The organism is Pedobacter frigidisoli, from assembly GCF_032678525.1.
Lineage (GTDB): Bacteria > Bacteroidota > Bacteroidia > Sphingobacteriales > Sphingobacteriaceae > Pedobacter > Pedobacter frigidisoli_A.
In genome coordinates, this window is the sequence record NZ_JAVTSE010000010.1 from 123,658 (window position 1) to 150,439 (window position 26,782).

At 43.0% G+C, this 26,782-nt stretch carries 30 protein-coding genes and 1 riboswitch; of the genes, 17 read left to right on the plus strand and 13 right to left on the minus strand.

Annotated elements, in window-relative coordinates:
- Window positions 1-23 precede the first annotated feature (23 nt).
- The 3 genes from R2Q80_RS21040 to R2Q80_RS21050 form a co-directional block, all read right to left on the minus strand.
- Window positions 24-2,507: a TonB-dependent receptor gene (locus R2Q80_RS21040; RefSeq protein ID WP_316801505.1), complete on the minus strand. Its 2,484-nt coding sequence runs from the start codon at window positions 2,505-2,507 to the stop codon at window positions 24-26.
- A 336-nt stretch (window positions 2,508-2,843) separates the two neighbouring features.
- The gene (locus R2Q80_RS21045; RefSeq protein WP_316801506.1) at window positions 2,844-3,338 is read right to left on the minus strand and encodes a hypothetical protein; all 495 of its coding nucleotides are present in this window, start codon (window positions 3,336-3,338) and stop codon (window positions 2,844-2,846) included.
- 85 nt (window positions 3,339-3,423) lie between these two features.
- Complete coding sequence (locus R2Q80_RS21050; RefSeq protein ID WP_316801507.1) at window positions 3,424-4,278, minus strand: AraC family transcriptional regulator; 855 nt, start codon at window positions 4,276-4,278, stop codon at window positions 3,424-3,426.
- Window positions 4,279-4,556: 278 nt separating this feature from the next.
- Here R2Q80_RS21050 and R2Q80_RS21055 point away from each other — a divergent pair, with 278 nt between their 5' ends.
- The 7 genes from R2Q80_RS21055 (at window position 4,557) to R2Q80_RS21085 (ending at window position 10,203) form a co-directional block, all read left to right on the plus strand.
- Window positions 4,557-5,396, plus strand: coding sequence for an SDR family NAD(P)-dependent oxidoreductase (locus R2Q80_RS21055; RefSeq protein ID WP_316801508.1), 840 nt, complete (start codon window positions 4,557-4,559; stop codon window positions 5,394-5,396).
- Between the two features lie 58 nt (window positions 5,397-5,454).
- A complete protein-coding gene (locus R2Q80_RS21060) occupies window positions 5,455-6,375 on the plus strand; it encodes a helix-turn-helix transcriptional regulator (protein ID WP_316801509.1) in 921 nt (306 codons plus the stop codon).
- Between the two features lie 288 nt (window positions 6,376-6,663).
- Window positions 6,664-7,092 (plus strand): LexA family protein, encoded by a 429-nt coding sequence (locus tag R2Q80_RS21065; protein WP_316801510.1) that lies wholly within the window; start codon window positions 6,664-6,666, stop codon window positions 7,090-7,092.
- A complete protein-coding gene (locus tag R2Q80_RS21070; RefSeq protein WP_316801511.1) occupies window positions 7,076-8,320 on the plus strand; it encodes a Y-family DNA polymerase in 1,245 nt (414 codons plus the stop codon). The genes R2Q80_RS21065 and R2Q80_RS21070 overlap by 17 nt, the downstream gene beginning before the upstream one ends.
- A 61-nt stretch (window positions 8,321-8,381) precedes the next feature.
- The gene (locus R2Q80_RS21075; RefSeq protein WP_053058496.1) at window positions 8,382-9,062 is read left to right on the plus strand and encodes an SOS response-associated peptidase; all 681 of its coding nucleotides are present in this window, start codon (window positions 8,382-8,384) and stop codon (window positions 9,060-9,062) included.
- A gap of 20 nt (window positions 9,063-9,082) precedes the next feature.
- Window positions 9,083-9,706: an alpha-ketoglutarate-dependent dioxygenase AlkB family protein gene (locus R2Q80_RS21080; protein ID WP_316801512.1), complete on the plus strand. Its 624-nt coding sequence runs from the start codon at window positions 9,083-9,085 to the stop codon at window positions 9,704-9,706.
- The gene (locus R2Q80_RS21085; protein ID WP_316801513.1) at window positions 9,703-10,203 is read left to right on the plus strand and encodes a hypothetical protein; all 501 of its coding nucleotides are present in this window, start codon (window positions 9,703-9,705) and stop codon (window positions 10,201-10,203) included. The genes R2Q80_RS21080 and R2Q80_RS21085 overlap by 4 nt, the downstream gene beginning before the upstream one ends.
- Before the next feature lie 63 nt (window positions 10,204-10,266).
- Here the strand turns inward: R2Q80_RS21085 and R2Q80_RS21090 are convergent, their stop codons facing one another.
- The 5 genes from R2Q80_RS21090 to R2Q80_RS21110 all read right to left on the minus strand — a co-directional run bounded on the left by R2Q80_RS21090 (window position 10,267) and on the right by R2Q80_RS21110 (window position 13,241).
- On the minus strand, window positions 10,267-10,458 hold the full coding sequence (locus R2Q80_RS21090) for a cold-shock protein (protein WP_047801067.1): 192 nt from the start codon (window positions 10,456-10,458) through the stop codon (window positions 10,267-10,269).
- Window positions 10,459-10,661: 203 nt separating this feature from the next.
- Window positions 10,662-11,183: an STM3941 family protein gene (locus R2Q80_RS21095; protein ID WP_316801514.1), complete on the minus strand. Its 522-nt coding sequence runs from the start codon at window positions 11,181-11,183 to the stop codon at window positions 10,662-10,664.
- Between the two features lie 113 nt (window positions 11,184-11,296).
- Window positions 11,297-12,379, minus strand: coding sequence for an AI-2E family transporter (locus tag R2Q80_RS21100; protein ID WP_316801515.1), 1,083 nt, complete (start codon window positions 12,377-12,379; stop codon window positions 11,297-11,299).
- 41 nt (window positions 12,380-12,420) lie between these two features.
- Window positions 12,421-13,032 carry a class I SAM-dependent methyltransferase gene (locus R2Q80_RS21105; protein WP_316801516.1) on the minus strand — a complete coding sequence of 204 codons (612 nt, stop codon included), beginning with the start codon at window positions 13,030-13,032 and terminating at the stop codon, window positions 12,421-12,423.
- Window positions 13,032-13,241: a hypothetical protein gene (locus R2Q80_RS21110; RefSeq protein WP_316801517.1), complete on the minus strand. Its 210-nt coding sequence runs from the start codon at window positions 13,239-13,241 to the stop codon at window positions 13,032-13,034. The genes R2Q80_RS21105 and R2Q80_RS21110 overlap by 1 nt, the downstream gene beginning before the upstream one ends.
- Before the next feature lie 195 nt (window positions 13,242-13,436).
- Between R2Q80_RS21110 and R2Q80_RS21115 the strand changes: the two genes are divergently transcribed.
- The 3 genes from R2Q80_RS21115 (at window position 13,437) to R2Q80_RS21125 (ending at window position 16,014) form a co-directional block, all read left to right on the plus strand.
- Complete coding sequence (locus R2Q80_RS21115) at window positions 13,437-13,883, plus strand: hypothetical protein (protein WP_316801518.1); 447 nt, start codon at window positions 13,437-13,439, stop codon at window positions 13,881-13,883.
- 5 nt (window positions 13,884-13,888) lie between these two features.
- The gene (locus tag R2Q80_RS21120; RefSeq protein WP_316801519.1) at window positions 13,889-14,845 is read left to right on the plus strand and encodes a zinc-binding alcohol dehydrogenase family protein; all 957 of its coding nucleotides are present in this window, start codon (window positions 13,889-13,891) and stop codon (window positions 14,843-14,845) included.
- A 125-nt stretch (window positions 14,846-14,970) separates the two neighbouring features.
- A complete protein-coding gene (locus tag R2Q80_RS21125; RefSeq protein ID WP_316801520.1) occupies window positions 14,971-16,014 on the plus strand; it encodes a hypothetical protein in 1,044 nt (347 codons plus the stop codon).
- A 16-nt stretch (window positions 16,015-16,030) separates the two neighbouring features.
- Here R2Q80_RS21125 and R2Q80_RS21130 read toward each other — a convergent pair whose 3' ends face one another.
- Window positions 16,031-16,273: a hypothetical protein gene (locus R2Q80_RS21130; RefSeq protein ID WP_316801521.1), complete on the minus strand. Its 243-nt coding sequence runs from the start codon at window positions 16,271-16,273 to the stop codon at window positions 16,031-16,033.
- A 268-nt stretch (window positions 16,274-16,541) separates the two neighbouring features.
- Between R2Q80_RS21130 and R2Q80_RS21135 the strand changes: the two genes are divergently transcribed.
- From R2Q80_RS21135 to R2Q80_RS21155, 5 genes are read left to right on the plus strand one after another with little or no spacing between them, the layout of a single operon-like run.
- Complete coding sequence (locus R2Q80_RS21135; protein ID WP_316801522.1) at window positions 16,542-17,411, plus strand: STAS domain-containing protein; 870 nt, start codon at window positions 16,542-16,544, stop codon at window positions 17,409-17,411.
- Between the two features lie 2 nt (window positions 17,412-17,413).
- The gene (locus tag R2Q80_RS21140) at window positions 17,414-17,821 is read left to right on the plus strand and encodes an STAS domain-containing protein (protein WP_316801523.1); all 408 of its coding nucleotides are present in this window, start codon (window positions 17,414-17,416) and stop codon (window positions 17,819-17,821) included.
- Window positions 17,796-18,215, plus strand: a complete 420-nt coding sequence (locus R2Q80_RS21145; RefSeq protein ID WP_316801524.1) for an anti-sigma regulatory factor — start codon at window positions 17,796-17,798, stop codon at window positions 18,213-18,215. Before R2Q80_RS21140 ends, R2Q80_RS21145 begins: the two co-directional genes overlap by 26 nt.
- A complete protein-coding gene (locus R2Q80_RS21150; RefSeq protein ID WP_316801525.1) occupies window positions 18,208-19,215 on the plus strand; it encodes a serine/threonine protein kinase in 1,008 nt (335 codons plus the stop codon). Before R2Q80_RS21145 ends, R2Q80_RS21150 begins: the two co-directional genes overlap by 8 nt.
- Window position 19,216: 1 nt before the next feature.
- On the plus strand, window positions 19,217-20,416 hold the full coding sequence (locus tag R2Q80_RS21155; RefSeq protein ID WP_316801526.1) for a sensor histidine kinase: 1,200 nt from the start codon (window positions 19,217-19,219) through the stop codon (window positions 20,414-20,416).
- 125 nt (window positions 20,417-20,541) lie between these two features.
- Here the strand turns inward: R2Q80_RS21155 and R2Q80_RS21160 are convergent, their stop codons facing one another.
- Window positions 20,542-21,399 carry an AraC family transcriptional regulator gene (locus tag R2Q80_RS21160; protein ID WP_316801527.1) on the minus strand — a complete coding sequence of 286 codons (858 nt, stop codon included), beginning with the start codon at window positions 21,397-21,399 and terminating at the stop codon, window positions 20,542-20,544.
- 198 nt (window positions 21,400-21,597) lie between these two features.
- Here R2Q80_RS21160 and hxlB point away from each other — a divergent pair, with 198 nt between their 5' ends.
- Both hxlB and hxlA read left to right on the plus strand, forming a co-directional pair.
- Entirely contained in the window at window positions 21,598-22,203 is a 606-nt protein-coding gene (gene hxlB / locus R2Q80_RS21165) for a 6-phospho-3-hexuloisomerase (protein WP_316801528.1), read from the plus strand.
- A gap of 42 nt (window positions 22,204-22,245) precedes the next feature.
- Entirely contained in the window at window positions 22,246-22,878 is a 633-nt protein-coding gene (hxlA, locus tag R2Q80_RS21170; RefSeq protein WP_316801529.1) for a 3-hexulose-6-phosphate synthase, read from the plus strand.
- Window positions 22,879-22,976: 98 nt separating this feature from the next.
- Here hxlA and R2Q80_RS21175 read toward each other — a convergent pair whose 3' ends face one another.
- The 3 genes from R2Q80_RS21175 to R2Q80_RS21185 all read right to left on the minus strand — a co-directional run bounded on the left by R2Q80_RS21175 (window position 22,977) and on the right by R2Q80_RS21185 (window position 26,647).
- The gene (locus R2Q80_RS21175; protein WP_316801530.1) at window positions 22,977-23,957 is read right to left on the minus strand and encodes a glycerophosphodiester phosphodiesterase family protein; all 981 of its coding nucleotides are present in this window, start codon (window positions 23,955-23,957) and stop codon (window positions 22,977-22,979) included.
- Between the two features lie 139 nt (window positions 23,958-24,096).
- The gene (locus R2Q80_RS21180; RefSeq protein WP_316801531.1) at window positions 24,097-25,257 is read right to left on the minus strand and encodes an esterase; all 1,161 of its coding nucleotides are present in this window, start codon (window positions 25,255-25,257) and stop codon (window positions 24,097-24,099) included.
- Window positions 25,258-25,351: 94 nt separating this feature from the next.
- Entirely contained in the window at window positions 25,352-26,647 is a 1,296-nt protein-coding gene (locus tag R2Q80_RS21185; RefSeq protein WP_316801532.1) for a voltage-gated chloride channel family protein, read from the minus strand.
- Between the two features lie 65 nt (window positions 26,648-26,712).
- A riboswitch (Fluoride riboswitch) is annotated at window positions 26,713-26,778 on the minus strand.
- Between the last annotated feature and the right edge of the window lie 4 nt (window positions 26,779-26,782).

Below are 26,782 nucleotides of genomic sequence, written 5' to 3' on the forward strand. Positions count from 1 at the left end.
CTTTTTTTATAGATCAGATCAGCTTATTTAAACCGGTAAGTAAGGCTCAAACGTGCATTACGCGGAACCTCGTAGATATAGGTATAGTAAGAAACCGATGTGGCAGTTTCAGTGGCTAGTTTGGTATAGGATCCCTGTGTCAGCAACCTGCGGTCCAGAAGGTTATTTACTACCGCTGAGATGGTTATTCTACCTTTTTCGTAAGAAGCACCGGCATCAAAACGGTAATAATCAGGCAGCATCAATGGAACAGAAGTTGATCCGGCATAGCGGTCAAGCTGGATCTGGTAACCCGCACTTAAGCCAAAACCGTTCAGCAACGACCCTTGTTTCTGATAGCGGTAAGATAACCAGCCATTGGTAATGTGCTTGGCAGAGTTAGGGGTATGCCTTCCAATCAGTTCAGGTTTAGCATCTTCGCTGATAGTGGCATCGGTAAACGCATAATTTAATACGAGGTTCAGGCCACGGGTAATTTCACCATTTACATCCAGTTCAATACCTTTTGAGATAACGCCGCCCAATTGAATCTGTGCATTTGGATTTAAAGCCAGGTGTGCCGGGTCGAGGTCGGCAGTTAATACATTAGACTTTTTGATGCGGAAAGCAGCCGCCGTTACGTTCCATCTGCCATCGAAGAAATCTTTCTTTAAGCCCAGCTCGATGTTATTACCGCGGATCGGCTTGAAAGGATTTCCGGCATAGTCCTGACCGGCAACCGGCAGGAAGCTCTGATCGTAAAGCGTATAGGCACTGAAATCTTTCGCAAGGGTTACACTTAACCCAGCCCTCGGACTGAAAACATTATCAGATATTTGTGTTAGGTTGGTTTTACCCACGGTTACTGCATGAGTAAAACGACCGGCTAAGGTTAAACGCACACGTCCATCGAGCATGCGAAGTTCATCCTGTAAGTAAGCACCGGTATAGGTGAGGTTAGTGGCATATACATTTGATCCTGAACGGTTCTGGATACTCCGTGAACGATCGAAAAAAGGGATATTGCTAAAAGGAATACCATAAACCGGATTGTAAATATTAAAGGTTGCATTGTTTGCCAACTGCAGATCAGGTTTGGTTACGCTGGAGAAATCGCCCCAGGTTTTCAGGTTACCCATATCCAGTCCGCCGAGAATGCGGTGTACAATAGCGCCCGTAGCCACATCGCCCATCAGGCTTACCTGTAGGTTTTTGTTAATGGCCAGCTCCTCACTGATATTGAGGTAACGCTTCATATCGCCATTGGCCGCGATGGTGGAAGGCCATGGGGTACCGCCATCTAAACCATAACGGAGATAGGCTGCCTGCGCATTGATTTTCCAGTCTTTGTTTAAACGGTGGCTGAAATAAAGGGTGGCGTTGTGGTCATAAAGCTTTGCCGGGTCAAGTGCCGGGTCGCCCAGAAAGAAACTGGGATCGGTATCTGCGAAACCTTTTGGCGAAAATCCGTAGGTGCCCAGTGCCTGTGCCTCCACGTGCTGTGTAGTATATTCAGCAGTGATTAAAGTATTGCTGTCGATCTGATAGCTGATTACTGGCGCAATAATATATTTATCGGTGTAATTGTATTTGTTGTAACTGTCTTTAGATTGTGCGGCCACATTGAGGCGGAATAACAACTTGCCATCACGACTTAATTTGCCATCAAGGTCGACAGCCGCGCGTGCCAGGTTATAACCACCGGCAGCTACACTTACCGAACTGTTGTTTTGACCCGTAGGTTTCTTGGTTACCACATTGTAAATACCGCCGGGCTCACCGTTGGCCATCATAAAGCCAGATGGCCCTTTTACGAATTCAATGCGATCAATGGTTGCCGCATCGTCAGCCAATGGTCCCCATGGCATTTTTTGGTTCATCCCGTTGCGGAAGGCAGGAATACTGGTACCGCGCATAAAGATATTGGCATATTGTGCATCCCAGTGGCCTACGCGTAACGTACCGCTCACATTTCTGGTGATGCCATCAACAATATCAAAAACCTGCTGATCAGCCATTACCTTGCCGGTTACCACCTGGATGTTCTGTGGCACTTCGATCAGCGGAGATTGTAAACGCAATGAAGGCGAAACTTTATCTACTTTATATTTTTTCTTATTGGTGTTTACCTGTACCTCGTTTAACTCCGAATGATTTTCTTTTAAAGAAAAATCGGCGATCACCGTACTGCGGGAGGAAACATGGATTTGTTTTTCCTTTGGAAAAAGTCCGACTGCTGAAACCACAAGGGTATAATCGCCAACCGGTACACGTCGGATCTGATATAAGCCATCCTCGTCGGTAACCGCGCCCAGGCGGGTGCCTTTCAGCACTACGGTTACATTTGCAGCTACGCCACCATCAGCAGTGGTGATCCGGCCTCTCACTACCCCGGTTTGTTCGTCATTGCGGTGCGTCGTAAGACTAGGTGTAGTATAAATGGCTGTCAGATCATGAGCGGAACTGGCCTGAACTGCAAATATTGCGGTGCAGCACACACCTAAGCGTAAAATTTTCTTAAATTGCATTTACTTTTAATTTGATGTTAGAAGTTGTTAGGCTAAGCGCCCTAACGCCACACGGGGTCGGATCCGTGTGGCATTTTTTGCAAAGTTAAGCTTATTGAGAATAAATCCAAATAAAGTCTTAATTTGAGAATTGGTTTGAAGTTGAGGAGGGAGTTGCAGACTGGTTGAGTTTGATAAGGGGAATCAAAGGTAAGCATCTATTTTATGCTGTTCGACAGTTAAGATAGATCAATGAATACTCGCAGCCTGATTACCTAAATGCTTTCAATAGTGACGCAAAAATTCCTGCCCAATGTTTGAACAGGAACTTGGAGGCTAAATCTGTTTGGGCAATTTTTAAGGCTTAACAGTCCTGTTTAATTTTCTCTGCGTTAAAAACTGTAGCACTGAACCAGCAATAAACAACACCAGCAATACCAATAGCGTTTGCGCAATAATTGGATCGGTGGGGCTTTTTGCTAAGGGGTGTCCAAGCGGCACGCGGGTAAAGGTTTCGTTAACGGTAGGTACCCATGATAGGAAAAAGCTTAAGGATAGCAGGAAGTTCTCTACATATCGAAGCGTTTTATGGGCTTGTTTGCGGCTGAAAAGGAAGTATGCTACAACAACCATAATCAGGATAAATATTGAAAATACATGACCGGCATTAAAGCCGCCGTGTTTGGAAATGCCTAATGCAGTTAAGGAGGTGATGACGGTGCCAAGCGCATATATTTTGCCCGATGTTTCTGCTAGATTGATTTTTCCATATTTAAGGTAAGATACAATTGCCACAACAATGGCTGTTACCCCTATAACAGTATGAAAAATTCCTAATGACGATAATCCCATGTTTTTTGATGTTTAAATGTTTTGTCGTTATTGACAATGCAAATATGGGGTAGAAAACAAAAAAGCTTTTTGCGATTTGGTTCAATTATTTGGCGATTTGGTTCAACCTGTAATTGCTGGGTGGAAGGCCAAATTTATCACTAAAACTCCTGGTGAAATTGGCTAATTCACTAAATCCACATTCAAAAGCGATATCTGTAATGCGCATATTAGAAACGACGAGAAGCTCAGCCGCTTTTTCAAGTCGCTTGCTTTTAATATAGTTGGCCGGAGTATCGTTGTAGTGTTTGGCAAACTCCCGCTTAAAAGATGATAAACTAAGGTTGCAATAATCGGCCAGTTCATTGAGCGTGATGTGGGCAAAAAGATTGGCTTCAATAATTTGTTTGAAGGAGTAAACGGTAGGCGAGAATAACTGCGCCAAAATCATTTGTACAGCATCGGCACTCTTAGTCTGAGATAGTAAAATGATGATCTCCTTCAATTTCAACACCAGAATATCCTCATTTACCAGCATGGGATTTTCGAAATAAAACAATAACCCTTCTATGTACCGGTAAATTAAAAAATCGTTGTTAATCCTTTCGCTGGTTTTATTCGAAACCCTGTTTTTTGGCTGTTGCAAAAGTTTTGCCAATTCCCTGTCGTAAATTTTCTTTAGAATATCCGGATGGAAATGTACAATAACCAGTTTATTTTGGCTGGTAGCCGTGGAGTTGCTCATTTGATTGCCTACTGTTCGGCAATTTAGCAGTACCGATTCCGTGTTGCCAACCTTAAATTGCTTCTCGTCTATTTTGTATTGTATTTCGTTGTCGAGCATATAATGAAAACAGGCGTTATCTGCTGCAGGCATTTCGTGAACAAAAGGCTGCTTCAATACCAAAACTTCTAATAACGTTTTGCCAAATAAATCATATTGCTGGTGTTCGATGACCATCTGTAGTTGAGCTTCACCAAATATAGATATTCGTTTTGATGATCTCACACTTTTGGCAGCCTGTCTGGCGGTCTGCAGTAATTTACGGAAAGACAGTATAAATGGTATTCGGCTTATAATGGCGGATCTGTCCATCGGAAAGCTTGATCTAAAGGGGGGGTGAAGATTTTGCAATCTTAAGGGGATAAATGTTCCGCTATTAGCCTACAAAAATCTGCGCTTTGCCTACAAATGCAGAAGCAGGTCTCACTAATTTTGTCGTGTAGAAATAAATAAATATGATGGAACAGCAAAATAGAGTATGGTTTATTACCGGGTCATCCCGTGGTTTCGGGCGTGTATGGACAGAAGCTGCATTAAAACGCGGCGATAAAGTAGTGGCTACAGCAAGGAAGCTGGAGAGCATTTCTGATTTTAGCGAAAAGTATGGCGACCAGGTATTGCCGCTGGAGTTGGACGTGACAAAACCGGAACAGGTTAAAGAAGCAGTTCAAAAAGCTCATATACATTTTGGCAAACTTGATATTGTGCTAAACAACGCAGGTTATTCATTAGTGGGCACTATTGAGGAAGCAACTGCAGATGAAATCCGGGCTTTGTATGAAACCAACATTATTGGTCCGGTAAGCGTAATTCAGGCGGCGTTGCCCATCTTGAGGGCACAAGGTTCTGGCCATATTTTAGGAACTTCAAGTAACATCGGGCATTTCACTTTGCCGGTTTTGGGATATTACAGCTCTTCAAAATGGGCATTTGAGGCCATCCACGAAAGTCTTGCAGAAGAGGTAAAGCAGTTTGGAATCAAAGTCACCATTATTGAACCAGGAGCATATGCTACCGAATTCGGTAGTCAGGAATCATTAAAGTTCGCAGGCAATATTGAGGCGTACACAGCGCTGAAGACAGAATTTATTAAAAACCTTTCGTCCTTTGAGCAGGGAGATCCTAATGCAACGGCACAAGCGCTTTTTAAAGTTATAGATGCTGAAAACCCACCGTTGCGTTTTAATATGGGAAGCCATAATCTTCCATTGATCAAGGGGGTTTATGCAGAACGTATTGCCTTATGGGAATTGTGGGATGAAGTTTCAAGATCAGCACAGGGTAATAAGGGATAATTTTAAATAAAACCGGTTATTTTAATAGCCGGTTTTATTATCTTTAATGGAAGAATTTATGAAAAAAGAGGAACGGGCACCTACAAAGTTTAAATCACTCAGAGAAGCACATCTTTTTTTCGACCTGCCGGAACCCAGGCATCCGCTGGTTAGCATGATAAACGAGGTGCATAGTTTTATGCCACCTGATAAACTTCACCATCGCCATGTGCTGGGTTTTTACAAGATATCATATAAACCAAGGTTAAGTGGCAAAGTAGAATACGGACAGGATTACTATGACTTTGATCAGGGCGGACTATTATTTGCTGCACCAGGTCAGATTATCGGAGGTAAAGGTTCTGAAGATTCTGCCTGTTCTCAGTTTTCATTGTTTATACACCCTGACTTCTTTTTAGGCTACCCGCTTGCTAAAAAGATAAAGCAGTTTGGTTTCTTCTCCTATTCCATTAAAGAGACGTTACATCTCTCGGAAGAAGAAAAAAATACAATCCTTTCTATATTTCGTTTTATCGAAAATGAATTGAACGCAAGGATAGACGATTTCAGCCACGATGTGATCATATCACAGTTTGAATTACTATTTAACTATGCCAATCGTTTTTATAAAAGACAATTCATTACCCGAAAGGCAGTAGGGGGTAATGTGCTTGAGAAATTCGAGACCCTATTGGATGCCTATTTTAAGGATGGTTTAGCTTTGAAATTTGGGTTACCCTCTGTTTCATACTTTGCAGACCAGCTAAATCTTTCTTCGAGTTATTTGACTGATATGCTGCGTTCGCTAACCGGACAAAGTACGCAGCAGCATATACATGAAAGACTGATCATTGAGGCCAAACAGATGCTTTCGACCACAAACCTTTCTGTAGGAGAGGTTGCATATGCACTGGGATTTGAGCATCCTCAATCGTTCAATAATCTGTTTAAGTCTAAAACGACAATTTCTCCAATGGAATTCAGAAGGTCGTTCAATTGATTGTCACTAAAATACAGCATCTTTTTACTTGCCGGATCAATCTGGTAAGGTTGAGGCGATTGAGCATTTACTAAATGAACCGGAGGAATTCCTGAGCTTGCATCTTATGCCGCTAAATTATAGCCATCAAAAGGTCAAACGTTTTTAGGAAGCAGGGCAAAAATTTGGTACCAAACACCTGTACCTCGATTATTCTTATTGGTTGTTTTATTTCTCTAACAAAATTAGCTTTAAATTCAATTTGCTAAAATAATTAGTATAAATTTGCTCCAGTTAAGCAATGGGTTTATGATCAGGTCGTTTGAGAAAAGAGCAGAGCAAAAGATTTCGGGATTTCAATCTCCGGCGGCAGATTACCTGGAGGGACGACTGGATATCACTGAAAAGCTGGTGGTTGATCCGCATACAACCTTTTATTTTAAGATGGAGGGTGATGCAATGCGTTCATTCGGCATTGATGCAGGAGATATCCTGGTGGTAGACCGTTCATTGAAAGTTTGTGCCGGTGCAGTAGTAATTGCCTTTATTTCCGGCTGTTTTTCCTGCAGGATGTACATGGTGATTGGCGGGGAGGCCGCTTTGCGGAATGATAATGGCGACATGCTGGAAAAGGAAATGTCGGAAATTTCCATCTGGGGTGTGGTAACGGCGATTTGCCGGGGCATGCTGCCGGCAGGATTAAAGCAGGGGAGGTACAGGGATGTTTGCACTTTGTGACTGTAATAACTTTTATGCTTCTGCCGAGCGTTTGTTTCGCCCCGAACTCAATGGTTTACCGATCGTGGTGCTGAGCAACAATGATGGCTGCGTGATTGCCAGGAGTGAAGAAGCTAAAGCCTGTGGTATTAAAATGGGTGATCCGGAGTTTTTGGTTCGCGACCTGATTAAAAAGTTTGATATTCAGGTGTTTTCCAGCAACTATGTATTATATGGGGATATGAGTGAGCGGGTGATGCATAATCTGGCCAGATGGTTTCCGAGATTGGATGTGTATTCGATTGATGAAGCTTTTGGATGGCTGGGCGGGGTTTCGGATTTAGCAGCTTATGTGCCCAGGATCAGGAAATCGGTGGTCAGGAACTCGGGTATTCCGGTTTCGATTGGTGTTGCACCTTCTAAAACACTGGCCAAGCTGGCCAATAAACTGGCCAAGAAAAACAACGGTGTAATGGTGCTGGATACGGATGAAAAGATAACCGCTGCGGTACATGATTTTCCGGTGCACGACCTTTGGGGTGTGGGACGCCAGTATTATAAAAAGTTTGAAGAGTTGAAAATTGAAACTGCTGGTCAGCTTCGTGACATGCCAGAAATGTGGTTTAAGCAACACATGACCATTATTGGTCAGCGAATGTGGAATGAGCTTTGGGGAAGGCCGGCCATACCGATTGATGCGGTACGCGAAAGTACCAAAGGGGTAACAGTGAGCCGCTCGTTTAGAAATTATATTGAGCAGCCAGACATCCTGGCAGAAGCAGTGACGCTTTATGCCACAAGATTGGCCGAGAAGCTGCGTGCACAGGGACTTCGCTGCCTGTATCTGCAGGTGTTTTTATATACCAATGAGAACAGGGAAGACCATCCGCAACATTTTCCCTTCCATACCCACAAGCTGCTGATTGCGAGCAATAATACCTCCGATCTGGTGAAAATCGCCGTAACGGTATCGGCCAGGCTTTTTAAGTACGGCATGAAGTACCGCAAGGCCGGGGTGATTGCCACGGGACTGGTACCAGAATCGGAATTGCAGCTGAATATTTTTTCTGCACACGATGGTGGAAAGAAGGACAGGGTATCGGAAGTGCTTGATAAACTGAACCTGGCTTATGGCAGGGGAACGCTGCGCATGGCAACGGAAGGATATGAGAAAAAGTGGCGCCTGAAGCATGAGTTTTTGTCGAAGGGTTATACCACCCGCTGGACGGATATTATTAAAGTAAAATAGATTTTTGGTTTAAGGTTTTTGGATAAACGATTCCGGTGTTGCCGGAAAGAGAGGAAAGAAGATGTGTGGAAGAACATTAATTGGGGAGAGTAAGGCGATGGCGGCCAAAGCCGGCGTGATTTTGGGCGGTGAGGCAAAGGAAAAGGATACCAACCGTCCGCCGGGAACAGATATGCCGGTTATTCTGGATGCGAGGCCCGGCAAACTGCATTACGTGAAATGGGGGCTGATCCCTTCAGGATCAAGAGAAGTACCCAAGTTTGCCACCACGTATTGCCGTATAGAGACCATGCACAGCCTGCCGAGCTACCGGCAGCTGATTGGCCGCAGGCACTGTGTGTTTGTGGTAGAGGGTTTTTATGAGTGGGACCGGAACAGCAAGGTGAAACAACCTTATTTCTTTGAGCGTGTAGACAAGGGTATTATGCTGCTGGCAGGTTTCTGGGACAGCTGGAAAGATCCTAAAACGGGTATTGTGATCCCCTCCTGTACGATGATTATGCAGCCGGCTAATAATTTTATGTCGAAAATACACGACCGGATGCCTTGCCTGCTTTCGCAAAGCGAGAGTGGGATATGGCTGGATAGGGAACTCCCTGCATCGGAGCGGCTTAAGGTGCTTCATCCGGTGGATGATTTCCTCCTAAAAGGCTGGCAGGTAGACGCCAAGCTGAATAATGCCAGGAATAAGGACGACGATAATAATAAACCTTCGGGGCCTGACCTGAGCTTGTTTAATTAAAATTTTTATTTTTTGTCAGGATGGAACAACTGAGCTTTTTTGGGATAGCGGGGCAGACAGTGGGCTTGCCGCTGGATGTACTGGAATATCGCGCGGGCTTTATTCCGGAGAGTGAAAGTGATGCCATGCTGGCTGAGCTGATTTCCACTACACCATGGAAACAAAAAGTGGTGAAGTATTACGATAAGGAAGTGATAACGCCAAGGTTATCTGCTTTTTACGGTGATGAGACGCAGGTGGATTATACCGCGCTTGGTAAGTCTGCGCCATTGCCCTGGACGGAACCTTTGTTGTCATTAAAGCGGCTGGTGGAACCTGTGGCTGGCATTGCCTTCAACAGTGTGTTGCTCAATTATTATCGGGATGGGCAGGATTCAGTAGCCTGGCACAGCGACAATGAAACAGTAATGGGTTCGCATCCGATTATTGCTTCGGTATCTTTCGGACAGGTGCGGAGCTTTGATATCCGGTTGAAGGCCAATCATGCAGTGAAGCATTCCGTGCGACTGGAGCATGGTTCGCTGTTGTTGATGAAGGGTGATTTGCAGCAGAAATGGGACCATAGGATTGCTAAATCCAAAGCCTTTATGCGCCCGAGGTTAAACCTGACCTTCAGGCGAATCATTAATCCTTTAAGCGTATGATCAAATTACATTATATCCATGAGGATGGCGCCTCAGCGCTTGGCTTCAGTGCTTATCTGCTTTTGCAGGAGAATAACGGTGAACCGTTTATGATTTTGCGGGATGATGAAATCCTGGGGGAGCTGGATATGCAGGGCGGCTGCTGGAAGGCATCGGGCACATCTGTTCTGAACAGGGACTTTTTACACGCCGTTGAACAGTTTATCGATGCCCAGGCGTTTTCAACTCTACCAGCTATGCTGCTTTCCCGTTGGGCGGATGATCTGGAGGAGGTGGTCGTTCAATCGGAAAGCGATTATTTGCTGGTTTGTAAACCGGCAAGGGATTTTGCTATTTTTGAGCGCATTTTCCGGGAGTTCATCACAGGAATAATCAGAGGTGAGGGGCTATTTAATTTTAAGGTTTTCGATGCAGGCTTTGAAAGGGATTTTGAGCTCAATGTAGAAGCGAAGGCGGTGGATAGGGCTTATGCCGGCCTTGAGAAATGGCAGGTGTAATGAGCAAAAAAAAACATCCGCCTTTTGAGCGGATGTTCTTAACAATTTATGAAGGGTACGATCTTATCCTATCTTAACATTGATTGCGTTCAGGCCTTTTCTGCCCTCTTCTACATCATAGCTTACTGTGTCATTCTCACGAATGTTATCTAGTAAACCAGATACGTGTACAAAAAGTTCTGCATCGCCATTAGCTGGTACGATAAATCCAAAACCTTTTGTCTCATTGAAAAATTTTACTGTTCCTTGTTGCATTATATTTTATTTTAATTATTCTCAAATATACTAAAATTAATTGAAAATCAAAATGTTATATTTTTCATCTTGAGTTGTTGATCAACTGAAATATGCATTTATTAACCACACATCGCCCAGCAATGGGTTATATCAGCATTCCGGCGATATTTTAAAATTTGATTGAAGGCGTACGGAATTGAAATATCCTGTAACAGTTTACTTTAAACATGCTTATTTCGGTAATCCTGAATGATGCGCAATAGTTCTTTTGCGTCCATATCCAGTTCAGATGCGGTAAGGAAAATCTGGAGGGTATCAGTTGAATCCTGGATACCGGTTATTGCCATCGCCGATAGTTTTTTCTCGATGATTGGCATGTAGTAAGTTGCTCTGCCAACGTGGAGTAATATTAACGTATCCCAACCGGATTTCGTAATGGTGATGTCCTGAATATCTTGCCAGTAGATCAAGCCTGCCGCCTTGCTCACTGCGGTAACCGCTGAGGTAATTCCTTCTTTACTTAGTGTAAGAAGTGGGGCTGACTGATTTAAAGATAGGAGCATGCGGACAATGACAATGATCAGTATCAGTGCCAATACAGCAGATATTCCAGCCAGTTTGGTGCTGATGTCGCCGGTGAATAAACCGATGCAATACAAAAATACAACGACCAGGGAAATAAATATGCCCAGGCATATGATGATAAGTTGTGCTGATTTTTTCTTGTTTTTGTAAAATTCCATTCTTTAAATGCGTTTATTTATGCTTCCTGATTTTGAGCATGAATAACTGATAACCTGGCTTTTTGTTTCAGATGGATGTTGGGTTGTGTTACACCCGGCTGGTGTATTGGGAGTTAGGAATAAATAATTTCCTTTGTCCGGTTTTCAAGCTGAGGATCTTCAGGGAACTGACGCAGGTAAAATTCTTCATAGTAGGCTTTGATGATTGCCGCGAGGGGCGTAGCAAGCAGCGCACCTGTGAGGCCGAATGCGGTTCCCATTGCTAAAAGCAGGAACAAAGATGACATAGGATGGATATTCATGGTGGATGACCTCAGCTTCGGCATTAGGAAATCAGAAACAAGTTCGTTAAGTAAAAGAAAGAATACCAGACACCAAAAAGCTGTTGCCGGACTCACAGAAAGCGCGACCATGGTGGGAGGAATGGCCATGATATAGAATCCGATTTTGGGAATCAGTTCGGAAAAAAAGGCCAGTGCAGCCCATACCAATGCACCGGGAACATTCATTAAGGTTAGAAAACCGTAAACCAGTACGGCTTCAATTGCTCCGCCAATCAGGTTAGACTTCATCCAGCCCACAAGCATTACTGAGGTATGTTTCATTGCTTTTTCTGCTTTTTCTCTTTGCTTGACTGGAAATACAGTGAGGTAAAGTTCCACAATCGGTTTCGGATTGCCGACAAAGAAAACCACCATACAAATGAATACAATGAAGACGAAAACACCCCCAAGCACTGAAAATGAAAAGTTACCGAGCCCCATTACCGTATTACCAATGGAAGGCATTGCTGACGAAATGGAGGCACCTCCTTCGTTGATCTCTTTTCGGAGTTCGGGAAATTTCCGGAGTACGGAATCCAGATAACCGGATACGCTGGAATAATATTTTGGAAGGTTTCCAATCAAAACATCCAGCTGGTTGCTTAAATGAGGAACCACCATCCAGCCAAGCAGAATAGTAATACCGAAAATGATAAAGAATATAATCAGGCAGGCCAGCCAGCGCTTCATGCCTTTCTTTTCCAGTCGGCTAACAGGCGCATTAATAATTACCCCCAGAACGATGGCGAAAACCCCCAGCAGTACAACACTAAGTATTTTATAAAGGAACCATAGCAGGATTACTAATCCTGCTGTATAAAGGATAATCGAAGTCACTGTCCGGAATATCCCGTCATTTGTTTTGATGCTCATGTGTTAACTTAACCATGGCAACCCTAAAATGTTTTCGAGTTTTAACCGCAAAATCTCGCCATCCACACGTTTGCATGCCCGCAATCCGGATCATTGACGACATGTTTTAATACTTCAAAATGATGTTTTTTTAAAAGCTGACTGTAATTCTCTGTATTCAGTGATGCATGAAACAGATTTTCTCCACCGTTCATTCCCCAGGCTTCTCCAAGTTCTGTTCCGGAAGTAAAAAGTAAGATCCCGTTAATATTCAAATGCTTTTCGAAAAGCTCAAACATAGCTGGCTGATCGTTGATTGGTAAATGGAAAAAGCTATGCCATGCGATGATGGCATCAAACTTTTGGTTCAGATGAAGATGACGCATATCCTCTAAAAGAAATTCGCTTTCCGGAAAGTTCTTTCTGGCGATGGAAAGTATTTCCTTGCTGGCATCAACCCCCGTTACTTTCAAGTTCTTGCTGATCAGATATTGTAAAATTGGTTGTCCGGTGCCACAACCCAAATCCAGGACATGCCCATCTGCCGGTATATGGTCTACCAGGTCATCAAGGTGTGCTTTTTCGATCAGCTCAGTTGGTCTGTTTTCAGAAAACCATCCTGCAATTTTATTATATACCAGGTAAACGTTTTCCCTTTCATCATCCGAAGCCATTATAATTGCAATTCGATAAATACATCGTCGGGGTTTTCTTGTTCGAATATGGTAATAACCTTATCCAGGACAAGCTCCTTTAACGATGCTGTTAAATCACCAGGTTCCATTTCTACAGCGGATGATGTTTGCGCTAAGCTAAACATTCCCCTTGTTGAATCTTTTAGTTCTTCAGTCAGATACAATCTGACCACTTCTCGGTTCGTCATATCGCTAAGATAGTAATCTGTATCCAAATAAATACGGTCGTAATTTTGTCTGGGCTTTTCGCTGGTTTTTGGTCACTCAGACTTGTTTGGAGTAATGGACAGATAAATACCTGAATAAGTTGAAAACCATTCATCAAATAAGTCTGTTTTGTGATTGACTATTAAGCGGAATCACCGTTGCGATCATAAAAACATATGAAAAAATTACATCAGATATTTGCAGGATTGGCCGGAGCAGTGGCTTTAAATCTATTGCATGAGGGCTTGAAAAAGACAGGAAGAGATATGCCTAGGATAGATTTGCTTGGCGAGGAAGCTTTGAATAACATCCTCGGTACAGTGGGTGGACATATTAATAATGAAAAACAACTTTATCTGGCCACGCTTGCGGGCGATATTCTGTCAAATACATTTTATTACAGTTTGATTGGGGCAGGTGGCAAAAAACACATTTGGTTAAAAGCGATCTTCTCCGGACTTAGTGCCGGAGTTGGTGCAACAGAACTTGCGAAGCCATTGGGGCTTGATGAAACTACTGTTGCCAGGAACAATAAAACGAAAGTACTTACAGTCGCTTATTACTTAAGTGGCGCACTGGTTACCGCTGCGGTACTCAAGGCATTTCAGAAAAATAAAATTTAATTCGAATGAAAGCAGCAGTATATTCAAAGAATGGAGGGCCAGAGGTTTTCTCCTATACCGAAGTAGCAGACCCCAAACCTGGTTCAAATCAGGTACTGATTAAGGTGGAAGTGATCAGCATTGAAGGTGGCGATCTGTCTAACCGTTTGCTTTCTGCGCCACCTACGTCAAATTACATTGTGGGTTATGCTGCAGCTGGAGAAATTATTGAGATTGGCGCTGACGTGACTGGTTTTCAGGTGGGGCAGAAAGTGATCACTTTTAGTTGGGCGGGTTCGCATGCTGAACTTAGAGCCGTTGATGCCGCTTCCGCTTATGCGATTCCAGAAGGGATGGATCCAAAACTGGCAATAGCTGCATTTATTGGGGTGGGAACGGCTGCGCTGGCCATTCATTTGAGTGCTATACAACCTGGTCAGCGGGTGCTGGTAAGTGGTGCAACCGGTGGTGTGGGCAATGCAGTTGTTCAATTACTTGTGAATGATGGAATTGAAGTGATTGCTACCGGAAGAAGCGCAAACACGCTCAGGTCTTTGGACGAATTCGGTGTGTGGAAAACAGTTGTGTCGGGTGAAACACCCATCCATGAACAGGTGAAAAAAATTGATGAGCATGGCGTAGACGTATTTATTGATACAGTAGGTATGGAAGTACTGGTGGATGGCATTAAGGCGGTAAAAAATGGTGGTAAGGTAGTGTTGATTGCAGGAAGGGTGGGGGAAGGAAACTTTATTGATCCGCTATACATCCTGTCGCACCGCCTGACCGTGATTGGTTGCTTACTCGGAGCGGTAATGCAGGAACAATTTGTAGTTGATCTACTGCACAAATCCCTTCGGTGGGTTGCAGAAGGTAAAGTAGAAGTGCCCATTCATAAAGTATTTAAGCTTGCTGACGCGGAAAGTGCACATCGTGAAGCGGAGAAGTCGGGGAAATTCGGAAGAATTTTGATGGTGCCGTAAACATATTTTGAGCAGACTGGTTAGTTTGCCGAAGGTATTGACTAATGGGTTTATACATTGGTTAGCAGATAAAAAGAGTTAAAGCTAATTCAACTCAATAGTGTTAAAGTACTCAAAAGATTAATATGGGTCAAAAATTACACTTCGCTTCGTTGTGTTTAATAGTGTTAAGTACGTTTTTATCTTGTAAGAAGAGGTCAGAAGATCCAATTCTCCCCACGCCGCAGCCATATGATGTTTATGCAGCAGGACGTGAAGGATACGTGGCTAAATACTGGAAAAACGGCACTGCAGTTACCCTGGGTGGAAACACGGGATCGTCAGACGCAAATGCAATGGTGGTATCTGGTGCAGACATTCATATTGCAGGATATGAAATTAATGCAGCAGGAAAGTATGTAGCCAAATACTGGAAGAATGGCAGCTCAATGTCATTAACTGACGGTACAAGAGATGCATTTGCCAACGACATTTTTGTATCTGGCAACGATGTTTATATTGCCGGTCAGGAACTATCTCCCGGCGCGTCTACTTATCAGGCAAAATATTGGAAGAACGGGACACCCGTTGCGCTAACAGATAATACGCAGCAGGCCGTTGCTAGAGGTATTGCATTAGTAGGCAATGATGTATATGTAATCGGTGAGCGCAGAAATCTCGACTGGCTTACTACCGTTACCTGCTATTGGAAAAACGGGCAGCTGTTTGATCTTTCAGACCGAAGCCGGGCGGCGGTTGATCAGGCGATCGCTGTGTCGGGCAATGATTTATATCTGGCTTGGTCAGAAAGTTATAATAATTCCGGCCAGTCGCAAACCCGTTATAGCAAAAACCTGGGTTCTCCCGTTTTAATCAGCGATGGTACGCCGGACGTGAGAGGAACATCGATCGCGGTAAATGGAAATGATGTTTATATTGCTGGGTCCGGAGTGAGTAATGCAAGTAATGCAATTTCCGCTAAGTATTGGAAAAACGGATCCCCAGTAATTCTTTCCAACGGGCAAGAAAGTGCTTTTGCGTTGTCAGTCGCTACATCAGGAACTGATGTGTACGTAGCAGGCTACAGTGATGCCGGTGCGGCCCAGTATTGGAAAAACGGCACGCTTGTTTCGTTAACTAATGGTTCACAGGCAGCGCTGATCCGCAAAATTGTTGTATTGAAAAAGTGATAAGGAAGAGTCAAGGCTATTGGTGATCAGCATCACTACCTTTCTCTTGCTTGTGTTTTTCTTCTTGCTGAACTTCCTCACCAGAATTTTGATCACTGTCAGCATCACTGCCTTTCAACTGTTCATCCAGATCACTGGTGGCAGCATCTGTTCCAGCAGGATCATACTGATCTTCGGGATTGGATTCGATTTTTGAATGCACCTCCTGTAGATCCTTAAGGATATCTTTTTCGTTTTTATTGTTTTCCGGATTGTTCATTTTATAGGTATTAGTATACGAAAGACAAGTGTTGCGGTAAAAAGGTTTGGGTTATTTTATAATTGTAATTTATACGTTAGCCGGATGGTACATAATACTGGTAATTTTCCAGGTATTTCCAATGATAGGATTTCAGTCGCTTAGCGCTAAAGTGGTATTTATACGCGAAAAAATAAATTCTTTAAAATACCAAAGACTATTCCTACCTTTCTACCCTAAATCCAGTACGGAATGTCAAGTCTAAAACCTTAAACATCCATTTTAAAAAATGTCATTTAATACTCTGAAATTGTTACAGAAACAAAAAACGAACATCCTGGAAATCTGGATGAAAAATCAACTCTCAGACGATGGTTTAAGAGAAGACCTGATTAGTAACGAAGACCTTCGAGGTCAGTCTGAGGAGTTAATTTCTGCGTTGGTTACCAATTTAGCGGGGGATGATCTTCTTGATTTCGAGGCTGATCGTTGGGATCCGGTTATAGAAATATTAGGTGGTATAGCCATTACCCGTGCACGCCAGGGATTTTCGCCAAGAGAAACCGGGAGGTTTGTACACAGTTTAAAGGAGGCTTTATTAGAAGTTTTGCAACGCGAAATTGAAGATCCGAAACAGCTTTTTGAGGAAAGTATTAAGATCAATAAAGTAATGGACAACCTGAGCATTGTTACTTTTGAAACCTTTATAAAAGGCAGGGAAGAAGTGATTTTAAGGCAAACGGATGAGATTGCTGAAATTTCTACGCCAGTAATCCGTGTATGGGATGGCATTCTGGCTTTACCAATTATTGGTACACTGGATAGTTCCAGAACACAGATTGTGATGGAGAATCTACTTCAGGAAATCGTTGAAACAGGATCGAGTATTGCTATTCTTGATATTTCTGGTGTACCAGCTGTAGATTCGCTGGTGGCACAGCATTTAATCAAAACGGTTAGCGCAACCAGATTGATGGGTGCGGAATGTATTATCAGTGGTATCAGACCTGAGATTGCCCAAACGGTAGTTCATTTAGGTATTGATCTTTCTAATATCATTACGAAAGCCACACTTGCAAGTGCGCTGTCTTATGCGTTTAAAGTGTTAAGACTGGAGGTTCGAAAAAGCGGTTCAATAGCAAAAACTAATCATTTATAACCATGGATAAAATTCCTATTCTAAGGATGGGAAGCTTTCTGCTGGTAACCATTCAGGTTGATCTCTACGACAGGCTTGCGCTTGATCTGGAGGCAGACCTTGTACAAATGGTGAACAAAACCAGCTCGAAAGGAGTACTGATTGATATATCGGCAGTTTCGATAGTGGACTCATTTATGGGACGTATTATCGGAAATATTGCCAGCATGTCGAAAATTCTGGATGCTGAAACGGTGGTAGTGGGCATGCAACCTGCAGTGGCCATCACCTTGATTGAACTGGGCCTGCCATTAAAAGGGGTACATACTGCCCTGGACGTGGAAAAAGGCATGAACTTACTTAAGTCGATGATTGGGGATGATCACGGGGACGAAGACGAAACCGATGATGATGATACTTTCGCTGAGTAAGGATAACATTCAGGTTCAGCGCGAGCAGGACGTTGTGCTTTTGCGTAATCGCGTAAGAGAAGTTGCCGTCAAGATAAAAATGGGTTTGGTAAACCAGACGAAATTAATTACGGCAGCAAGTGAATTACTTAGAAATATGTTGCGCTACGGGGGCGGGGGCAATTGCCTGATTGAAGTGGTAACACGAGGTAGAGACAATGGCGTACGCCTTACTTTTACTGATCAGGGACCCGGCATTCCGGATATTGCTGCTGCAATGCGCGACGGCTTCTCTACCGGTAAAAGCTTGGGACTTGGTTTACCTGGAGCAAAACGACTCTGTAACGAATTTGAGTTAAAAAGCAAGCCCGGTGAAGGTACAGTGGTGATGATATTAAAATGGGCAAATGGTTGACGCTACACATATAAGCCTTCAGGCAAACGACAGAAGTTATTTTTCTCTTCTGAAAAAAGAAATCCACCAGCGATTGCTTGATGCCGGAATGGAAAGTACCCGAATTGCGGAGGTAGATATTATTGTTGCTGAAATGACCAGCAATCTTTTCAAATACGCTGATCACGGTGAAATTCTTTTTGGAAACTTCCAGGAAGATGGGGTGCCATATATCGAACTAATCAGTATTGATAGCGGCCCGGGAATGCAGAATCCATCCAGAATGCTGCAAGACGGCATGTCTACCAGCAGTACTTTAGGGGCAGGATTAGGAAGCATCAAAAGACTTTCTGATACTTTTGATATCTTTTCTCAGGTAGGTTGGGGAACCATTTTGTTAAGCCGGATTTACATTGGCATTAAACCCCTTGTTAAGAAGGGTCTGGTAATCAGACCACTTGTGATGAGTAAGCCAGGAGAAAAAGTAAGTGGCGATGGTTTTACCTGCCGGATTAACGGCAACAGTATTAAGCTGATGCTCGGCGACGGATTGGGGCATGGACCCCAGGCTAACCTGGCTGTAAATGAAGCGGCAAAAGTTTTTAAAGTTTTTCCGGAGCGAAGCCCGATTGAGACCTTGAGGTTTATTCATGGTGCTACAAGAAAAACCCGCGGCATGGTAGCCAATATCACTCATTTTGATATAGAAAAGGGTGAATGGTTGTCTGCCGGAATAGGAAATATATCCGCAAAATGGATAGGGCCTGGTTCCTCGAAAAATCACATGTCTTACAACGGAATTGTCGGGCACAATATTCCCACAACCATGAACGACCAGGTATACAGTTCGATGGAATTTAATCAGCTGGTACTTTGTTCAGACGGTATTAAAACCCGATGGGAAGTATCGAAGTACCCGGGGATTTTAAAACATGATCCTGTTCTGCTCGCTGCGTGTATTTATAAGGATCATGCGCGTGGAACAGATGACATGTCAGTTGTTGTACTTAAAGTTCGGTAAGATGAAAGAGATTTTAGATATTTCACTCGAAAATGAAATGGATTTGGTTTTGGCTCACCGCAGATCGATGCAGGTGGGAGAGCAGCTCGGACTGACTGTTGCCACCCGTACAACTTTCGCTACGGCCGTATCCGAAATATCAAGAACCGCCATTGAGTATACGGATAATGGAAGATTGAACATTCTCATCTCAGGAAAATACCCCCGGTATTCTTTGTATGCAAGGGTGGTTTTCGACTCCGACCAAACTTTCAGGGCTACTGATGAAGGGTTCTTTTATGCAAAGAAATTACTACCTGACTTTTCCTTTAGTTCATCAGGAAATGCCTACGTTATTGAAATGGGCCTCGGGTTACCACGATCTTTAAAACTTGACGAAACGAAGCTCAGTGCTTTAAAGCTGTTTTTTGAAAACGTAATTCCGCTGAACGCCTATGAAGAAATCAAACAGAAAAACTTTCAACTGCACAGGCTAACGGGTGAGCAGGAAGAAGAAATCAGAATGCGCCGTGACCTTGATGAGAAGAAGAGTGAGTTTATCTCCGTAGCCAGCCACGAACTTAAAACGCCTATTACTGTTGTAAAGGCCTATACCCAAATGCTGAAACTACTGAAAGATCAATACACAGATAAGGTTGCAGGGGTAATCGACAAACTTGATGTGCAAACCACCAAGCTTTCTCTTTTGGCCCAACAACTTATGGATGTTTCAAAAGTGGAAAACGGCAGTTTACTATATGATCTGGTAGATGTTGATCTTAATGAATTCGTAAATGAAACGGTAACGATGTTATCGAATGTTCATTCTAGCAACCAGATCAATATTAGCCTCGGTACACCTTGCCGTATAATGGCTGATCCGCTACGTTTGGAACAAGTGCTGACTAACCTGTTGGGTAATGCTGTAAAGTATTCTGCACGGAATGCTGCAATTGATATTGAAACGGTATTATCAGAGACCGGTGACAGCGTAATTATTAAAGTGACTGATTGCGGCATTGGAATGTCATCAGCCGGAATTGCTAAAATATTCGATAAATTTTATCGAATGGACGATGTGACTACTTCACACCCTGGTTTGGGCATGGGCCTTTATATTTCATCGAAGATTATTTCTGAACATGGCGGGAAAATCTGGGTTGAAAGCACTTTAAACCAGGGATCTACATTTTTCTTTACTATTCCGGTTCAAACAGTGTAAAACGCGATATCAAATGCAAATTGATAGCCTTTGATATCACGCTGGGCTCTGAGAATGACCAGACCAGGCTTTGTCTCTGGTTGTCCAAAACATGCTATGCAGGCGTAACGAACGCAGGGTATAAACTAAATCAACGTATTAAGATTTGTTTCGATGTGTGCCCTTGCCATTTTCTGAAACTCTTCTGGTGTTTGTTGAGTTTGTTTTTTGAAAAACCTGCTGAAATATGGCCGGTCACTGAATCCAAGTTCATAGGCAATCTCTTTAATCGTGACCTCGCTATGGATAATCTTTCTTTTGGCTTCCAGGATAATCCGGTCGTGGATAATCTGAGTGCCTGTTTTACTCAGTTTTTCCCTCAATATCTGGTTGAGCCTTTTTGAACTGATTCCTAATTTTCCGGCATAGAAGTCAATATTGGTTACTGAATGGAAATTGCTTTCCAAAAGCATCAGGAATTCGTAAACGCGTTTCTGATGAATATCGTGGGAGGTAAATTCGAGCTCCTTTACAGATATCAGTTTCAATAGAAGCACTTTTAACAAAGCCTTCATCATGCCGTAATTGTTTTCCTTTTGATATTCCATTTCCATGATGCTGTAAATACTTTCCAGCTCTCTTGATGCACTTTCATCAAGCCTTAAACAGGAAAACTCGCCCTGCACATTAAAAATCCGGAACAAATCCAGCAGAAAATCTTTATCCTCCTCTTCCAGCATGGACCGCTTAAAGGAGATGAGCTCGCCATTTTTACCAGCTTTATTGAGCTGATGTACCCTATAGGGTGGTATGAGATATACCCAATCTCCTTTGATCCGGAAAGCCGGATCGGAAATTCCATGTAGAGGATCTTCATTCTTTAGCCATACAATTTCAAAGAAATCTTTTCGGCCCGGATCATTCAGATAACTCGGCGGACAGTTGTTCAGGTTGCGGATATAAAGTACCGCCCGCTCGAGTCCCAGGGTATTTTCAGCATTCATGATGCAAAGATAAAGCGTTAAATGGATTGTGATTGGACTAATGGATAATTATGGTGGACAATTCGGAAATCGATGTTAAACTGCCTTATTATTATGACTTTTAAGCTACAGAATTTCCTGATTGTACCACAAAATAGGCTATTTGTATAAGAGGCATGAACAAACTGGAGATTACTTTTGAGCACGAAAAAAGACGACATGAAAATAGCCGAAACTGAACTTGGAAACCTGGATTTTCAGCAACTGAACTGGGAGCTGAAAATGAATTTAGACCTAATACTGGAAGAAAACCTAAAGCTTTCAAAGAAAGTAGATATCGAAAATCTCATTCCATTGATTAATGCTATTCAACATTCGGAACGAATTTTTCTAACTGCTGCCGGCCGGTCTGGCTTTGCATTAAGGGGTGCAGCTATGCGGTTGATGCATCTTGGTCTCACAGTTTATTTTGTTGGTGACACCACAACGCCGGCAATCAGAAAGGACGACCTGCTTATCGTTGCATCAGGATCGGGAACCACGGCTTCGATGGTGAGGGCGGCTGAAAAAGCCGTTTCGACAAGTGCAAGGATAATTGCAGTAACCACGGCACCAGGATCTGATCTGGCAAAACTTGCTTTCCATACCGTAATTATTCCAGCTGCCGGGAAGCAGGAGTTTGATGGTGGCAAGTCTAAACAATATGCAGGCAGTTTGTTTGAGCAGTTCCTCTTCCTGTTAATGGATGTGGTTTTTCAATCGCTTTGGAAAATGGATGGAACCCCGGCAGAGGTACTTTGGGAGCGTCATGCAAATCTTGAATAATAGTAAATACGATTAAATATTAAATTATAAACAAATACAATCATGGCAAAATTACAAGTAGCAATAGATTTATTAACTACAGAAGAAGCATTGGCATTGGCTGCAAAAGTGGCCCCATATGTGGATATTATAGAACTGGGAACACCACTGATTAAAAACATGGGATCAACTGTGATTACTGCAATGAAAAATGCACATCCGGATAAACTGGTGTTTGCAGATTTAAAAACGGCTGATGCGGGTGAGCTTGAAGCAGACATTGCTTTTAAAGCTGGAGCAGATTTGGTAACGGTTATGGGCGCAGCTGGTAACGCAACAATTATTGGCGCGGTGAAAGCAGCAAAAGCTCATGGAAAGGGTGTGGTAGTAGATACAATTGGTTATCCTGATCGTGTGAAAAGAGCGCAGGAAGTGACAGAATTAGGTGTAGCGTTTGTTGAACTTCATGCAGGTCTTGATGAGCAGTGGACCGCAGGTTATTCTATTCAGGTATTGATTGATGAGGCTGCCAGAGCTGGTGTTCCGGTATCGATTGCGGGTGGTGTGAACATCGACAATGTAGCGGCTGTAATTAAGGCTGGTGCTCAGGTGGCGGTTGCGGGCGCAGCAATTTATGGTGCAGAAGATCCTGCTGCTGCGGCGAAAGCTCTTCGTGAAGCAATTGATGCTGTATAAGGATTCATATAAGTAAGAAAAGAGCTCTTCGGAGCTCTTTTCTTTTTGATATTGTTTTGAATACTTTTCTCCCGGGTTTAAGATTTAAGTCTTATTGATTATCTTTTTTGATAACTTCCCATTAACCGGATTAAAACGTCGGGGCTATTGGTGATGATCCCGTCAACGCCAAGTTTTTGTAAAGCCAGCATATCTTCTTCTTTGTCAACCGTCCAGGGAAGAATCAGCATTTTTTTCTCATGTGCCTGTTTAACCATTTCTGCATTTACCCCTGTATAATATGGGCTATAAATTGCGGGTACAAAGCCTAAGTTTTTCAGGTCTTCTTCCATACCGAATTTTTTGGCATTCATCTGTTTGAAATACTCTTCAACCTCTTTGGCTGATAACCCATATTGCTTTAGCTGCTCTTCGGTTAGATTCATCTTGCCCTGACCCAGAAGTGATAGCTTAATTTGAGGGTAGCTTTGGTGCAGAACTTTAAGTGTTCTTACATCAAAAGACTGAATAACCAGACGTTTATTAATCCCTTTGGTATTGATTACATCCATCATGGTTTTAACAAAAACTTCTGGTGTGGGATTGTATTTTCCATCACCAGCAGGTGAAGATTTGGTTTCAATATTGTAATAAACCGGTTTGAGTTTGTTCTTTTTTACATAGCTTTCTACACTGTCGATCAGATCACTCAATAATGGCTTATGGGTTTTGAGTTGCTGTTGATTAGGGAACATGGAGTGAGGTCTTAAACCTGAGCTATATCTGCGGATACTGTCATAGGTCATTTTGAATAAACTCAAATCTTTTTGCTCTTCTTTCGTTACTGCAGAACCATCAGGTTTGCTCATAAAAACCGCCGACATATAAGGGTCGTGGGAAACCACTACTTTCCCATCGGATGAGATAACGACGTCGAGCTCCAGTGTTTTAGCCCCTAGCTTTACCGCATTAAGCATTGCCGGGATGGTGTTTTCCGGGAGCAGAGCCATCCCACCACGATGTGCCTGAACATCGATTTTTTGCTGGGAAAATGCTGTGCCGGATAGTAACAGGCCAATAAGTAAAAGTTTTGTCTTCATGATTAGTACGGAATAAAATATCCCGCAAAACTAACAATGCGGTATACGCAGCGGTATTACGGGAATATTAATTTTGTGCTAACATGATAAAGGAATGAAGCATCTACTTTGGTTCTATCTCATAAAAAAGCCTCGTCAACTATTTGAAAAGTTGCTGACTAAAATTAACAAGATAATCTCTCCAGTTCGACCAGGTGTGGCCTCCTTCACTTTCCGAATAAGTATATTTCACACCGTATTCGTCTAGTTTTTTCCGGTAATCTGCTACTGATTTGTAAAGGAAATCCGTTTTTCCAATGCCAATCCAGTATAATTTTAAACCGTTGCTGAATTGTTTTTTAAGTGTAACATCAAAGTTTTCGTAAACCGGAGATGTGGTTTTGCTGAAAGCCATGATCGCTGGAGAAAAAAGACCAACATAATCGAATGTTTTAGGGTAAAACCTGCTGATGTGAAGGGAATGGAATCCGCCCATGGATAAACCTGCAATGGCCCTGTTCGCCTGATTAGCATTTACCCTATAGCTGACTTCAATAAATTTGACGATATCCATAAATGTTTCTTCCATTTTTCCGTCCATCGTGTGGGGCAGTTGCATGGTTGGTTTATACATGCCCTTCGAATCTTCTCCTGGTGCTGCACCTTGTGCAACGTTTCCATTGGGCATCACCACAATCATCGGTTTAGCTTTTCCCTGCGCAATGAGGTTATCTAAAATCTGGGCAGTTCTTCCCAGAGCCAGCCAGGCTTCTTCATCTCCACCCATACCGTGCAGCAGATATAATACCGGGTATTTGTTTTTCCCTTCCTCATAACCCGGAGGGGTATAGATTGAGATTCTTCTGTTTTTTTCATTTCCCGGAGATTTATACCATCTTTTGCTCACTGTTCCATGCGGCACATCTTTTACCAGATAATTTTCGGCTTTTCCACCTGGCACAATAACCACGTTCACTACCGATGCCACATCTCTGATCTGATAAACGTTATTGGCATCCCGAATTTTGAGTCCATCAACAATAAATGAATAGCTGTACAATTCTGGCTTCACAGGAGGGGTAGTGTAAGTCCAGAGGCCATCGTCCTGTTTGTTCATCGGAACCGGGTTATTGTGCCCAAGCATGTCACCTTGCAATTCCACCTTTTTTGCGCCTGGGGCCATCAAACGAAAAGTAATACTTTTATCAGAGTTGATTTCGGGTGAAGTAATTTCCTTATTATTATTGAAATTTAAGTTCTCCTGGGCCTGCACCTGAAGCAAAGTACACAGGAGCATTGCAAAAAGTAATTTCTTTAGCATTGTGAGTATATATTAAATGTTAACGTGATATATTTATTGAAAAAAGTCTCTGTCTGTTGAATTATCATTTCTGAATTAGCTTAATATAATTTTTTTATTCTTTTGAAGGTGGTATTTTTTGTTTTGATTTAGAAAATAATTTAGGAATGCCAGGTTCCTGTGCTATATATATTCCAGTTTGTCCACTGAAAAGATAAGCGGTAAAACAGGCTACAGCAAAGAATAGAATATACTGGCTGCCAAACAACTCAACGCCCATTACTGTACAGGCCAGTGGTGTATTGGTTGCACCCGCAAAAACTGCTATGAAGCCCAGTGCTGCGAAAAGGCCTACAGGTGCATTCATCCATCCGGCAAGGGTGTTGCCCAATGTTGCTCCGATATAGAACAGGGGAGTAACTTCACCACCCTTAAAGCCCGTTCCAAGTGTGATAGCGGTATACACGGTTTTCCATAGCCAGCTGAAATGCTCAGCACCTCCGGCATGAAAGGCAGAGGTGATGGTTACAGCACCCTTGTATTCCGCATCAACGCCTAAGCTCAGGTAATCGGGTTTTCCCAATAGGAGGGTTAGCAGAATAATTGTCAATCCACCGCACAGAGGGATCAACCATTGTTTCTTACCGATGTTGGAGAACAAGGACTTCACCAGGTGTATCGCCAATGAAAAAATGTAGCTTGCCAGTCCGAATGCAATTGCCGACAAGATTACCTTGATAAGTAAGAGCAGATTTACCGGAAGATAATCAGAAAGAAAGTAGGGTGAATCGGGTATGATATCAATTCGGTATGGGGTGTGGTGTATGCCCCAGGCAGCTACAGTTAAATCGCCAACAATTCCGGCAATCAGGCATGGAAGTAGAGATGTATAGTTAATCTTTCCGATTACCAATACTTCCATTGCAAAAATAGCCCCCGTTAAAGGGGTTCCAAAAACTGCACCAAAGCCTGCGGCAATACCGGCCGTGAGCAATATGCGAATTTCATGCTCGTCAAGTCTAAACCATTTTCCGAAGGTAGCGGCTATACTTCCTCCGATTTGTACTGCGGTACCTTCACGCCCGGCAGAGCCTCCGAACAAATGGGTAATGATAGTGGTAACCAGTATCAATGGAGCCATCACCATCGGAACACCGTTTTCAGGCTTGCTGATTTCTGTAAGGATAAGGTTGTTGCCTTTTTCTGAAGATTTGCCGGCAACTTTGTAAATCAGGTGAATAACAATACCGGCAAGCGGAAGCAGGTATAGTAACCATTTATTGGCAAACCTCAAATGGATTGCCCCCTGTAATAACCACAGGAAAAGGGCAACCATACTGCCGATACAAACGGCTACAGGAATGGTGATCAACGTCCAGCGCAAGGCATAGCCAAGGCTCTGAAACTGCATTTTTGAGATTATTCGATTCAGGTTATTCATTAGCGGAATTACCATCGGGATTTCATTATCCGCGATACTTTGCAGGCGCCATCAGCTTTGAAAAGCGGTTGAATCGGAAGGACACCATTTCCGTAAGTCAAATAT